We start from the raw sequence: 13388 nt of genomic DNA, 5'->3' as shown, positions 1-13388 counted from the left end.
CACAGCGTCAGCAGCGAACTGGAAGCACGTAACGCACCGGGACACGGGCGGCCGGGCGGCGCGGAGCGGGAGCCCCCCCGCTCCGGCCGTCGCCGGCCCGCGCGTAGTGCTCCGGAGCGCGGTCCGGACCGTGACCCCGGGCGGGGCCCCGGCCAGGAGACGGACCGTGGCCCGGAGCGCGATCCGGAGCGCGATCCGGAGGCCGGCTGGGGGGACCCCGACGCCCCCGCGCCCAGCGCCTCCGCGCACGGCCACGGCACGGACGAGCTGACCCGCGACGAACGGGCCGAACTACGCCGGCTGCGCAGTGAGGTCGAGGAGCTGCGGCGCGCGAACGAGGTGCTCAAGGCGGCGTCCGCGATCTTCGCCGCGGATCTCCGCACAACGTCGAAGGTCGTGTACAACTCGGCAGATCGACAAGATCGGTTGGCGTGACCGGTGCCCCCGCTCCCACGAGGCGCGGGGTGCACCGGATGATCCCGACCGACCTTTGGGGACTGACCATGCGTGTGCTCGGAGTCAACGGCTGGCCCGGGGCCAGCCACGATGGTGCTGCCTGCCTCGTCGTGGACGGCGGAGTCATCGCCCTGGCCGAGGAGGAACGCTTCACCCGGAACAAGCACGCCTACGGAGAGGCGCCCCTCAACGCCGCTGCCCACTGCCTCGCGGAGGGCGGTCTCACCCTGGACGACATCGACGTCGTCGCCCACGGGTGGGACCTGCCCAAGCTCTTCCGCGACCGGGGCCTGGACTGGTTCGCCGACGACGCCGACGCACTGGAACACCTGCTGCCCAAGGCGCTGTTCCCGCGCACCCGCGACCCGCGGCTGACGTTCGTCAACCACCACATCGCCCATGCCGCCAGCGCCTACCACCGCTCCGGGCGGGACCGCGGCGCGATCCTCGTCCTGGACGGCCAGGGCGAGGACGTGAGCACCACGCTCGCCGTCGGCATCGACGGCGCGATCAAGACCCTGCGCACCTACACGCCCGGCTGGTCACTGGGCTACTTCTACGCCGCGGTCTGCGAGTACGCCGGCCTCGGCTACGACGCGGCGGGCAAGATGATGGGCCTGGCCTCCTACGGCACCCCCCAGGACCTCACCTTCGGCGGCGCCTTCGACTTCACGGACGACGGCTTCACCATCGGCGTCGTCCCGCCCGACCTGCGCTCCACCGGCAGCACCGACGAGGAGACGGCCACCATTCGGCACTGGCTTGAGCACCTGGAGAAGGTGCTGCCGGACGCCCCCAACCGCTCCGCCCGCCACTTCGATCCCCGCCTGGGCCGCTACACCAAGGTCACCGACCGGGACCCGTTCGAGTACCGCGACATCGCGGCCACGGCCCAGGCGGCCCTGGAGCGCGCGGTCATGGCCCTCGTACGCACCCTGCTCAGGGAGAGCGGCGAGACCACGCTGCTGATCGCGGGCGGCGTCGGCTTCAACGCCACCCTCAACGGCAAGCTCATGCGCATGCCCGAGGTGCAGGACCTCTTCGTCCAGCCCCTGGCCGGCGACCAGGGCGTCTCGCTCGGCGCGGCGGTCTGGGTCGCGGCCCAGGAGGGCGACCGGATCCAGCCCATGAAGGGCTCGGTGGCCTGGGGCCCGCAGTGGACCCCGGACGAGATCCGCCGTGTCCTGGAGGCCTCCGGCACCGCCTACACCGAGCCCGCGGACATCGCCGCCGCGACCGCGGACGTCCTGGCCGCCGGCGGGGTTGCCGGCTGGTTCCAGGGCCGGGCCGAGGGCGGCCCCCGCGCCCTCGGCCACCGCAGCATGGTCGCCGTGCCGAACCCCGAGCAGACCCGCGACCGGGTCAACGTCCGCATCAAGGACCGCGAGGCGTGGCGGCCGTTCGCCCCGAGCATGCAGGAAGAGGCGGCCGAGGCCCTGATCGGCGCCCCCACCCCGCTGCCGTACATGATCGTCACCACTCCGGTGACCGAGGCCGGCGCCGCCGTCATGCCCGCGGTGGTGCACAGCGACCGCACCACCCGGCCGCAGACCGTCTCCGCCGAGGTCGACCCCCTCTACCACCGGCTCATCGGCAAGGTCGGCGAGCACACCGGCACCGCGGTCATCCTGAACACCTCCTTCAACGGCCGTGACGAACCGGTCGTCTGCAGCCCGCGCGACGCCCTCGCCACCTTCCACCGGCTGCCGATGGACGCCCTGGCCCTCGGGCCGTTCCTGGTACGCCGCCCCGACGGCGCCCTGGGGGAGGACGACGCATGAACGCCCCGGTCCGCCCCCACCCCGACCCCGCCGCGGACGCCGGCACCCTCGCGGACCCGGCGGCCGGCCCGGCCGACCAGACCGGTCCGACCCTCGAGGAGATCCGCGCCCGGCTGGACGCCTGGCTCGCCGACACCGTGCTCACGCCGGAGGCCGACCTGTCGGCCCCGCTGCTCGACCTCGGCGTGGACTCCCTCGACCTCATCCGCACCGCCCGCCGCGTCGAGGCCGCCTTCGGCGTCCGGGTGCAGCTGCGGGAGCTGGCCGTCCCGGAGATGACCACGGCCCGCCTGGCCGCACTGGTCGCCGAGCGAGCCGCCCGCCGCCGTACCGCCGACGCCGCACCGCCCGGCGCCGGCCACGGCCCGGTCGTGCTCACCCCTCCCCAGGAGCAGGCCTGGGAGGAGCAGACCGGCGACCGGGGCCACTGGAACCAGGCGATGCTCTTCACCACCCGGCCGGGCCTCCATGGAGAGCTGTTCGCCGAGGCCGTCCGCCGCCTGGTCGCCGGGCACGCCTCGCTGCGCTTGGCCGTCGAGGCCCGCCCGGCCCGGCGGCCCCGGCAGCTGGTGGCGGCCATCGCCCCCGACGGCCCGCCCGGCGCGGCCCTCGGCCCGGTGCTGGACACGGTGGACATCTCCGAACTCGCCGACGCCGAACTGCCGGCCGCGGTCACCCTGCGCTGCGCGATCGAACAGCGCGCCCTCGACCCGCAGACCGGACCCGTGGCCCGGTTCGTCCGCTTCGACTCGGGCCCGACCCGCCCGGGGCGACTGCTGATCCTCATCCATCAGCTCGCGTTCGACATGGTCTCCTGGTCCGTCCTCCTGGAAGACCTGGAGGAGCTGTACACGGCGCTCGAAGCCGGCCGCCGCGACGTCTGGTGCGCCGAGGGCACCCCGTACCCCGAGTGGGCCCGGGCGCTCGCCGCCCACGCCCGCACCCCCGAGGCCGAGGCGGAGGCCGAGTGGTGGACGGACGTGGTCCGCACCCCCGCGACCATCCCGCTGGACCACGCCGTCGCCGACCCGCGGGCCGCGAACACCGCCCGCACCGCCGCGACGTACCGCGAGGAGTTCCCGCAGGAGCTCACCACCCGCCTCCACACGGCGGCCCGCGCCCACCGCGCCCACCCAGGCGACCTGGTCCTCCACGCCCTGGGCGAGGCGCTGGCCGGGTGGCTCGACGAGACGGCGGTCCGGGTGGACATCCTGCGGCACGGGCGCGAGGAGGCCGTCGGCGACTCCCATCTCGCCCGCACCACCGGCTGGTTCACCACCATCGTGCCCGTCCGCCTGGACCTGGCCCCCGGCACCGCGGCCGAACGGCTCGCGCGGACCGTCGGCCATCTCGCGGCCCAGCCCGGCGGGGGAGTGGGATACGGCGCGCTCAGCCGCCACGGCCGGCCGCGCATCTCGGCCGCCCTGCGCGCCGCCCCGCCCAGCGACATCTCCTTCGACTTCGAGGGCGACGACGCGGACGCCCTGCCGCTGCGCACCCTGCTGCCGGACATGGCACCGGAACCCGTCGGCGACATCACCGCCCCGCACTGGACACGGCCCCATCTCATCGAGGTGATCGCCACGACCGACGACGAGGTGCTGCGCGTCGAGTGGTGGTACTCCACGGCCCTGCACGACGAGGCGACCGTACGCGACCTCGCCGCCCGCCACCGGGCCGCCCTCACCGCGCTCCTCGACGCGGCGGCACCGGACGCGGCCGGGACACGCAGCAGCTGAACACCCCCACGGACGGACAAGAGAAGGCACCCTGCCATGACCCTGCCCAGCGTGCTTGACCCCTTCTTCGCCATCGCCCGCTCCGACCCCGGCCGGCCGGCGGTCATCGACAACGGAATGACGGTCGGATACGGCCAACTGGCCGGCTGGGCAGGGGCGGTGGCCGATCTGGTCGCCACCCGCACACCCGGACCGCACCCGCCCGTCGCCATCGCCATGCACCACAGCGTCCGGGACATCGCTGCGATCCTCGGCACGCTCGCGGCCGGCCGCGGCTACGTGGCGGTGCCCGACGACCCCGCCGACCACACCGGCGAGGCCCTGCGCGTCCTCGGTTGCCGGGAGCTGGTCGCAACCGCCGAGACCGACCGGCTGCCCGCCGTCGACCGCGTCCTGTTCCCCCACTGGGGCCCCTCCCGCGCCCCGGTCCGGGACGGCGGCGAACCGGTCGGCGCCGACGACCCCGCCTACGTGCTGTTCACCTCCGGCTCGACCGGTGCTCCCAAGGCCGTGGCGGTCCCGCACCGCGCGCTGCACGCCGTACTGCCCCCGCTGCGCGAGCTGTACGAGATCGGCCCGGACACCGTGTCCCTCAACTTCACCCGCGCCGACGGCGACACCAGCCTGGAGGAGATCCTGCCGCCTCTCCTGGTGGGCGGACTCGTCGTGCTGGACTGCGACGCCGAGGCGGACCTCGACCGGGTCCTCACCGACAACGAGGTCACCCTGATCAACCTGCCCGTCGACTACTGGCACATCTACGCCGGCCACCTGCTGGAGACCGGCCGCAAACTCCCCGGCACCGTCGAGACCGTCGTCATCGGCGGCGAGGCCGTCCGCCCGGACATGCTGGAACGCTGGCACCGGCTCGGCGCCGACCACGTCCGGCTCCTCAACACCTACGGGTCCACCGAGACCGCCCTCGTCACCCACAGCGCCCTCCTGGCCGGCCCCGGTGCCGGACTCCCGGCTGCCGGAGACCCGTTCCCCGAGGGGGTCCCGATCGGTCACCCGCTGCCGTCCGTACGGCAGGCCGTGGTGCCCCGCCCGGACGCGCCCGACGGCCCCGGCGAACTGCATGTGGCCGGCCCCCAGCTCGCCACCGGCTACCTCGACGACGCCGACCGCACGGCCGCCCGCTTCGTCGAGGCCGATTTCGGCGGCGGCACCACCCGCTGGTACCGCACCGGCGACCTCGTCCACGAGACCGCCGACGGCGCCCTGGTCTTCCACGGCCGCATCGACCACCAGGTCAAGATCCGCGGCCAACGGGTGGACCTGCTGGACGTCGAGGAGGCCATCGGCCGGATCCCCGGCGTGACCGCCGTCGCCGCCGCCGCCCACGCCAAGGGGGAGCACACCGCACTGGTCGCCTTCGTGGTCGTCGCGCCCGACGGCACCGCGCCGCAGGACGGCGGCGTCACGGCCGAACCCGCCGCTCTGCGCGCGCACCTGCGCGCCACGTTCCCGGCACACCTCGTCCCCGACCGGATCGTCGCGGTCCCCGAACTGGCGCACACCCGCACCGGCAAGGTCGACCGCGCGGCCACCCGGGACCGGTACCTGTGACCAACCGACTCTTCGACGCCTCGGTGGGCCCCGCCGCCCTGCCCGAGGCGGACGTGCGGGGCCCCTGGCCCTACCTGTGGTGGCTGGTGCGGATCCGGCCTTGGCCGCTGGTCCTCAGCGCCGTGCTCGGCACCGTCTGGATGGTCCCGCTCGCCCTGATCCCGCTCGTCATCGGGCGGGCCATCGACAAGGTCGGCGAGGGCGGCGGCGAGGCCGGCCTCTACCTGTGGTCGCTGGGCGCGCTCGCCCTCGGCATCGTCCAGGCCCTCGCCGGCGCCGGCCTGATCCAGGCGGCCGTGGCCGCCGAGGCGCACGCCCTGTCGCACACCCACCGTGTCCTGATGCGGCACGTGGTGCGGCTGGGCGCCACCCTGCGCGGCAAGGCCCGCTCCGGCGACGTGGTCGCCTCGGCGGCCGCCGACGTCGAGAGCATCGGCAACGCCTTCGAGGTGGTCGGCCGCACCGTCGGCGCGGTGTTCGCCGCCGTGCTCGTGGCCGTGGCCCTCACCGCCACCTCGCCCGTGCTCGGGCTCGCCGTGCTCATCGGCGTCCCGGTCGCCGTCCTGGGCATCGGACCGCTGCTGCGGCCGCTCCAGGAACGCGACGAGGCCCAGCGCGAGCAGATGGGCATCGCCACCTCCCAGGCCGGCGACATCGTCGCCGGTCTGCGGATCCTGCGAGGCATCGGCGGCGAGGCCGGTTTCGCCGAACGCTTCCGCCGCACCAGCCAGGAGGTGCGGCACGCCGGCGAGTCGGCCGGCCGGATGGAGGCCTGGCTCCAGGCGGCGGGGGTCTTCCTGCCCGGCCTGGTCACCGTCGGCATCGTCTGGTTCGGCGCCCGCCTCGCCCTGCAGGGCACCATCACCGCCGGCGAACTGGTCGCGTTCTACGGCGCGTCCGCCTTCCTCACCCTCCCGGTGAGCACCGCGACCGAGGCCGCGGAGACGCTCAGCCTGGCCAAGGTCGCCGCCGGCCGGGTCTGTGCCCTGCTGCGCCTCACCCCCGAGACCACCCAGCCCGTACAACCCGAGCCGCTGCCGCCGGGGCCGCTCTCGCTGGCGGACGCCCACACCGGCATCACCGCCGAGGCAGGACGGCTCACCGTGGTCGTCATCCCCGCCGACCGCACCGGGCACCTCGCCGACCGGCTCACCCGCCCCGGCCACTCCGGTGACGGCGCTCCGGCCGTGCTGCTCGGCGGCGTCCCGCTCGACCGGGTGGACCTCGCCGAACTGCGCTCTCGGGTACTCCGGTCCGGGCCCGCTGACACGCTGTTCAGCGGCACGGTACGGGAGGAGCTGACCGCGGAGACCGCCCGGTCCCCGCAGGAGCTGGACCGCGCGCTGTTCACCGCCGACGCCGCCGACGTGGTCGAGGCCCTCCCCGCCGGCCTGGACACCCGCCTGGACGAGGGCGGCCGGGCCCTGTCCGGCGGACAGCGCCAGCGCCTCGTCCTCGCGCGGGCCCTGCTCGCGGCCCCCGACGTCCTGGTGCTGGAGGACCCGACCTCCTCCGTCGACGCCCACACCGAGGCCCGGGTGGTCGAGCGAGTGGCCGCCGCGCGCGCGGGGCGCACCACCATCGTGTTCAGCGACAGCCCGCTGTGGCGCGGCGTCGCCGACCGCGAGGTCCGCCTCGGCCCGGACCCCGCCCCCGGCAGCCCCGACCGCTCCGCAGGAGTGCCCTCGTGACGACGACCCCCACCCAGGCTTCCGCCACCGCCGAGGCCACCCCGGCCCCGCCGTCCGCCCCCGCGCCCGACGGCACGCCCGGCCACCTCGGGCGGCTGCCCCTCGCCGACCGGGCCGACGTCCGCGCCTGGGTCGGCGCCTTGCTGCACGGTGAGGCCGCCCGGCTGGGCCTCACCTTCGCGCTGTTCGCCGCCGCCCTGGTGGCGGACCTCATCGGCCCCCGGCTCCTGGGCCACCTGGTCGAGTCCGTCAAAGCCGGCACCACCGCGGGCCGGGTCGACCTGCTCGCCCTGGCCTTCGTCGCCATCCTCGTCACCCACGCGCTGCTCGCCCGCGCCGCCCGCACCCAGGCCACCCTGCTCGGCGAGCGCGTCCTGGCCCGTACCCGCGAGAACTTCGTCCGCCGGGTCCTCGGGCTGCCGCTGTCGGAGGTGGAGAGCGTCGGTACCGGCGACCTCCTCAGCCGCGCCACCGCCGACGCCGACCGGCTCAACGAGAGCATCCGGCAGGCCCTCCCGCGCATCGCGCTGGCTGCCGTCACCCTGGTGTTCACCTTAGCGGCGATCCTGCTGACCTCGCCCCTGCTCGCCCTCGGGCTGCTGGCCGGGGTGCCCTTCGCCGCCTTGTCGACCTGGTGGTACCGGCCGCGCGCGACCCGCGCCTACGAGCGCCTGCTCGCCGAGGAGGCCGACATCCTGGCCGTCACGTACGAGACCGCCCGTGGCGCCGCCACCGTCGAGGCCCTCGGGCTCGGGCCACGCCAGATCCAGCGTCACGGCCGGGCCGTCGACCACGTGGTGCGCACCCGGCAGCGCACCACCTGGCTCCAGACCATCTGGTTCCCCAGCCTGGACCTGGCCACCATGGTGCCGATGGCGCTGACCCTGCTGATCGGCGGACTCGCCTACCAGCGGGGTGCCGTGGGGCTGGGCGAGCTGACCGCCGTGGTGCTGTACGTGCAGGCGCTCGGCGAGCCCCTCGACGACCTGCTCACCTGGACCGACGAACTCCAGATCGGCAACGCCGCGCTGCGCCGGATCCTGGGTGTGGACCGGCTGCCGCGCGAGGAGCCGCGGCCGCCCGCGGCCACCGAGGGCCACGCCATCCGGCTGGAGGGCGTCGGCTTCGGCTACGGCCCCGGCCGCGAGGTCCTGTCCGGCATCGACCTCGACATCGCACCCGGGGAGCGTCTGGTCGTGGTCGGCGCCTCCGGCGCGGGCAAGTCCACCCTCGGCAAGCTGCTGGCCGGCGTGCACCACGCGACCCGGGGGACCGTGCGCATCGGCGGCGCCGAGATCGGCACCCTGCCGGTGGACCAACTGCGGCGCGAGATCGTGCTCGTGACCCAGGAGCAGCACGTGTTCACCGGCACCGTACGTGACAACCTCACGCTGGCCCGCGAGGAGGCCCCGCCGGACGAGCGGCTGTGGGAGGCGCTGGAGACCGTCCTGCTGACGGACTGGGCACGCGCGCTCCCCGACGGCCTCGACAGCGAGATCGGCCCGGGCGCCGCTCCGGTGTCGCCGTCGGCGGCCCAGCAGCTGGCACTGGCCCGGCTGCTGGTGTCCGACCCGCACGCGCTGGTCCTGGACGAGGCCACGGCGCTGCTGGACTCCACCGCCTCCCGCCGGGTCGAGCGTTCGCTGGCGGCGCTGATCGAGGGCCGTACGGTGATCTCGATCGTGCACCGCCTGGACTCGGTGCGGGACGCCGACCGCATCGCGGTCATGGACCGCGGCCGGATCGTCGAGCTCGGCAGCCACGAGGAACTCCTGGCGGCGGACGGTGCCTACGCGTCCCTGTGGCACTCCTGGCAGGCGGCCCGGCACGCGGACCCGACTACGTGGCGCAAGCGCGGGGGCGGTACTCCCGAGACGTGACGAGGGGCGCGCCGGCTGCCCCGTGACGACGGTCGGCGATTACCTGACGTCCCTGCCCGCCGCCTTCCGGCAGCAGGAGGCCTCCTGCCGTCCCTGCGCCCGGACATGAGCGCAGGACATGAGCGCAGGACATGAGCGCAGGACATGGGTCGTCCGGCCGAGCGGGCGGCCGGAGAGGATCTCCGTCCGGGAGCCCGGGCCGCGGCTCCCGGACGGCTGCTGCCGCCGCGGTCAGGTTTCCGCCGACGGCTTGAGCAGGCGCACATCGCAGGCCCGGCCGTGCTCGATTACGAACTCGACCTGCTCTCCGGGTTTCGGCGCGCGTGAGAAGACTTTGAAATCCTGGCAGTGGACCGGGACTTCGCTGCCTCGGGCCACGGCGATGTAGCCCATGCCCTCGCGTGCGTCGAACCACTTGATACGGCCCCTCAGCACCGCATCGGCCGGCGAACGGGCAGTGCGTGGTTCCAGGTCCAGATGATCTTCGTCCGGCAGGTGCTCGTGACGGCGCATCACGCCTGCCCTCTGGATCACCTGGCTGAGCCCGTCGCTCAGGCTGATCACGTTGTGCAGGGAGTCCACGGCGGAGTCGGACACGGCCTCGACGTACTTGTCGAATGCCTGGTCCGGCAGCTCGTCCCTTTCAAAGGCGTCCCATGAAGTGCTCATTTGTCACCCCCCATGAACCAGTCGCGATTGTCATTGAGGGCTTCCTTGAGCTTCTTTCGTGCGAGGTGAAGGTTCGACCGGACGCGGCTGGCGTCGACGCTGAGCAGTTCCGAGATCTCCGAGATGCTGAATCCGTCATAGTGCCAGGCCATCACTTCGCGCTGCCGTTCGGGCAATTGTGCGATGGCATCGATGACTTCCTTCTCCTCGTCGAGGATCTTGAGCTGATCGAACGAGGGAAGGTAGCACCACTCAGCTTCGGTCGCCCGCCGGACGTCCTCGTCCGAGCGCTGCCGCTGTGCCCGGTAGTTACGCAGGGCGGTTCGCCTCACGTACTTTGCCGGATAGTCGATGCCGTCCCAGCGCTGGAACGCCTCCGCGAACGCGTTCTGTGTCGCGTCCCACGCGTCGTCCCACGTCGCACCGTTCTTGTACACGAACAGGACGATGCGCCTCACTTCTGACGCGTAGAACTCGGTGAAGCTCGACTGGCCGGCCCAGGTGTCCGCAGAGAACTCACCGTCGTCGTCGGTCGTTTTCAGGTCCAAGGCGCGCTCCTTGTGGGTACCAGTCCCTGGGCTTGATGGTGCCACCGCGCAGCCGGCCAGGAGCAGACCACGAAGCTCTCCTGCCCGGGGCCGGACCAGGCGATCATGCCGCCCGCGGGAAGCAGGGGAATGATCGCCTGCAGGAGGTCCTGGCGCGCTTTCGTCTCTCGCCTGCTGATCCACGCCCTGACAAGGGCGGCCGGGTACGGGTACAGACATCGCACAGCCAGGAGCCATGCTGCACCCAGGCCCACCATGGCTGGTTCGGCCATCTGATCCTCCTCGTTCCAAGACCGTCCGTCTTCGGCGCGGTCGTAAAGTAAGAGCGAGGCGATCACCGATTCATCAAGTGGCTGCCGTGTGCACGTGATTGTGGTCCCGCGGCTCCGCATCGCTATGAGGCCACAAGTGCGCTTCCCGGCGGCCCGGCTGACGCCGATGAGGGTGGCGCAGACAGCATCCGCCCTCGGTGTTCCCAGCGCCGGCACCTTCCAGTAGGCAGATGAGCCCGGGGACCCGGGCCGCCCGTTCGGTCTCGCGACTGGACGGAGGATCAATTCCGCAGTGATCCGGCTGCGGTCGATGAGGGGGGTGAGGCTCAGCCCAGGACCAGGCCGACATCGGCGGAGGGTCAGTCGAGACGGAACCGTTGGTGACGGTTGGCGACCGAAGTCTCATCCGTGCTTGCGGAGGTACGCCTCCAGCTCTGCGGCCCCGGTCAGCATCGCCCGCCCGCGGGCGGACAGCCGGCCGCGCCAGTCGCACAGTGCGGCCCCCAGTGGCTCCAGGCCACCGGCCTCCCGCACCTGGGCGATCAGCGGGGCGATCTGCTCCAGCAGGTAGCCGCCCCGCCTGAGTTGGTGGACCAGCCGGGCGTCCCGTACGTCGGCCTCGTCGTAGACGCGGTACCCGGTCAGCGGGTCGCGGCGCGGGCGCACCAGCCCGGCGCGCTCCCATTTACGCAGCGTCGCGGGCCGGATGCCGAGGTCTTCTGCCAGCGGCCCGATGAACGTGCCGCCGGGCCCGGACACCGCGGCTGGCTCGGACCCCGCACTGGGCTCGGGCGCCGTGATGGGCTCCAGATCGCGGAGGGCGCTCTCCACGGCCTGGAGGGTCCGCCGGTCGTCAAGGAGCTGGGCGTGGCTGGTGTCGATGAGGCGGAACGCCTCGTCGGCCGCGCCCTGGTTCACGGCCCGCATGATCGACGTCGCCGTCCGGTGGCCGTGGCCGGGCACCAGGGCAAGGAACGCGCGCAGGGCCCCCGCGTGCAGCGAGGTATAGCTGCGGTAGCCGTGGGGTGAGCGACCGGCGGCCGGAAGGATGCCGGCCTCCTCGTAGTTCCTGATCGCCTGCGTGGACAGACCATGCTCGCGCGCCAGATCAACCGGCCTGAGCCGCTCACCGTTTTGAGGGTTTCTTCCCATGGTCCTGCCGATATTGCGCGGAAGTTTCAACCGAAAGTTCAACGATACCGTTGAGGGATGGCTACCGACATCAAGGACACCGCCCATGCCGTCGAGGCCTCCGCCGTCATGAGGCTGCTTTCGGCCCGGCCCCGGCTGCTCGCCCTGGGCGAGCCCACCCACGGAGAGGACACTCTGCTCGACCTGCGCAACGAGCTCTTCCGGCAACTCGTCGAGCAGGAGGGCTACCGGACGATCGCGATCGAGAGCGACTGCCTGGCGGGCCTGGTCGTGGACGACTACGTCACCTCGGGCACGGGCACCCTCGACCAGGTCATGGAGCACGGATTCAGCCACCCCGACCTGGGACTCGGCGCGTCCGCGGCCAACCGCGAACTCGTGCGCTGGATGCGCGCCTACAACAACGGCCGGTCCGCGTCCGAGCGGCTGCGCTTCGCCGGTTTCGACGGCCCGCTGGAGATCACCGGCGCCGCGAGCCCCCGGCAGGCCCTCACCGCACTCCACGGCTACCTCGCGGCCCGGGTGGACACGGAGCTGCTCCCCTGCACCGCTGAAACACTCGACCGCCTGCTCGGCGCCGACGACCAATGGACCAATCCCGCCGCGATGATGGACCCGTCCCAGTCCGTGGGGCAGTCGGCCGAGGCCAGTCAGCTGCGGCTGCTCGCCGACGATCTGGTGGCGCTGCTCGACGCGCAGACGCCGCACCTGCTCGCGACGACCTCGCAAGACGACTGGGACCGGGCGCGCCTGTACGGGCGCACCGCGACCGGCCTGCTGCGCTACCACCACTGGATGGCCGACACCTCACCGGCCCGCATGACGCGGCTGTGCGCGCTGCGGGGTTTGATGATGGCCCACAACCTCCTCGCCGTCGCCGCTCGGGGCCCGGCACTCATCCACGCCCACAACTCCCATCTCCAGCGGGCAAAGAGCACGATGCAGATGTGGCAGGGGCCGGTGGAGTGGTGGAGCGCTGGTGCGCTGGTGAGCGCCCAGCTCGGCGAGGGGTACGCCTTCGTGGCCACGGCCCTCGGCACGATCCGGCACCAGGGAGTGGACACGCCGCCGCCCGACACCGTCGAAGGGCTCCTGTACGCGCTCCCGGAGGACCGCTGCGTCATCGACGCCCCGCGGCTGGCCACCGCCCTTGGCGACACGCGGCCCGCGCCCCGCGTATCGCCCTGGTTCGGCTACTCCCCGCTTGACCCGGCCCGCCTTGCGGACTGCGACGGCATCGTGTTCGTCAAGGACGTCCCGCAGAGCTAGTGCCACCATCAGCAGTCCGGCCTGTCGGGGCGTCTCGGATGTGAACCTCGCCGTTACCCAGCCGGGCGCCATGGTCAAGGGCGAGCAGAAAGGCGGCTCAACCTCGACGAGGCCCGTGAGACCGGGGGCGTACGGCGTCCTCCTGACGGTGCCTTCGGCGGGGCGGGGGAGAACGTCATATGAAGGGCGACGGGGAACCGTTCTGATGTGCGGTCGTCTCCAGTCGACAGGAAGGGAGTTGGTGTCCCCGTCCGGCTTCGGCGGGATGGGGAAGGCGGCGGGGCCGGGCCGCTGCCGCGTCGTCTTCCGGAACACCGGCGATGGCATGCAGATCGTCGGGAAGGCTGACAAGTCGAATGAGT

At 73.1% G+C, this 13388-nt stretch carries 9 protein-coding genes and 1 pseudogene; 7 read left to right on the top strand and 3 right to left on the bottom strand.

What is annotated here, in order from left to right:
• Window positions 1-267: 267 nt before the first annotated feature.
• The 6 genes and pseudogenes from ASC56_RS41705 to ASC56_RS08650 form a co-directional block, all read left to right on the top strand.
• Window positions 268-366, top strand: a pseudogene (locus tag ASC56_RS41705) (XRE family transcriptional regulator); the annotation flags it as partial.
• 137 nt (window positions 367-503) lie between these two features.
• The gene (locus ASC56_RS08670; RefSeq protein ID WP_055491041.1) at window positions 504-2237 is read left to right on the top strand and encodes a carbamoyltransferase C-terminal domain-containing protein; all 1734 of its coding nucleotides are present in this window, start codon (window positions 504-506) and stop codon (window positions 2235-2237) included.
• The gene (locus ASC56_RS08665) at window positions 2234-3976 is read left to right on the top strand and encodes a condensation domain-containing protein (RefSeq protein ID WP_055490683.1); all 1743 of its coding nucleotides are present in this window, start codon (window positions 2234-2236) and stop codon (window positions 3974-3976) included. The genes ASC56_RS08670 and ASC56_RS08665 overlap by 4 nt, the downstream gene beginning before the upstream one ends.
• A 36-nt stretch (window positions 3977-4012) precedes the next feature.
• Entirely contained in the window at window positions 4013-5545 is a 1533-nt protein-coding gene (locus tag ASC56_RS08660) for an AMP-binding protein (protein WP_055490682.1), read from the top strand.
• Window positions 5542-7236: an ABC transporter ATP-binding protein gene (locus ASC56_RS08655; protein WP_063784940.1), complete on the top strand. Its 1695-nt coding sequence runs from the start codon at window positions 5542-5544 to the stop codon at window positions 7234-7236. Before ASC56_RS08660 ends, ASC56_RS08655 begins: the two co-directional genes overlap by 4 nt.
• Window positions 7233-9116 (top strand): ABC transporter ATP-binding protein, encoded by a 1884-nt coding sequence (locus tag ASC56_RS08650; protein ID WP_063784939.1) that lies wholly within the window; start codon window positions 7233-7235, stop codon window positions 9114-9116. Before ASC56_RS08655 ends, ASC56_RS08650 begins: the two co-directional genes overlap by 4 nt.
• 231 nt (window positions 9117-9347) lie before the next feature.
• Here the strand turns inward: ASC56_RS08650 and ASC56_RS08645 are convergent, their stop codons facing one another.
• From ASC56_RS08645 to ASC56_RS08630, 3 genes are all read right to left on the bottom strand, one after another.
• Window positions 9348-9713: a cold shock domain-containing protein gene (locus ASC56_RS08645; protein WP_159039613.1), complete on the bottom strand. Its 366-nt coding sequence runs from the start codon at window positions 9711-9713 to the stop codon at window positions 9348-9350.
• Window positions 9714-9781: 68 nt separating this feature from the next.
• Window positions 9782-10333, bottom strand: a complete 552-nt coding sequence (locus tag ASC56_RS08640; RefSeq protein WP_055490680.1) for an RNA polymerase sigma factor — start codon at window positions 10331-10333, stop codon at window positions 9782-9784.
• A gap of 674 nt (window positions 10334-11007) precedes the next feature.
• The gene (locus tag ASC56_RS08630; RefSeq protein WP_055490678.1) at window positions 11008-11757 is read right to left on the bottom strand and encodes a TioE family transcriptional regulator; all 750 of its coding nucleotides are present in this window, start codon (window positions 11755-11757) and stop codon (window positions 11008-11010) included.
• A 57-nt stretch (window positions 11758-11814) separates the two neighbouring features.
• Between ASC56_RS08630 and ASC56_RS08625 the strand changes: the two genes are divergently transcribed.
• On the top strand, window positions 11815-13026 hold the full coding sequence (locus tag ASC56_RS08625) for an erythromycin esterase family protein (protein ID WP_055490677.1): 1212 nt from the start codon (window positions 11815-11817) through the stop codon (window positions 13024-13026).
• Window positions 13027-13388 lie beyond the last annotated feature (362 nt).

The organism is Streptomyces sp. TP-A0356 (assembly GCF_001417775.1).
Taxonomy (GTDB): Bacteria; Actinomycetota; Actinomycetes; order Streptomycetales; family Streptomycetaceae; genus Streptomyces.
The sequence above is the reverse complement of the archived record's forward strand: the minus strand, read 5'-3'. Positions and strand labels throughout refer to the sequence as shown.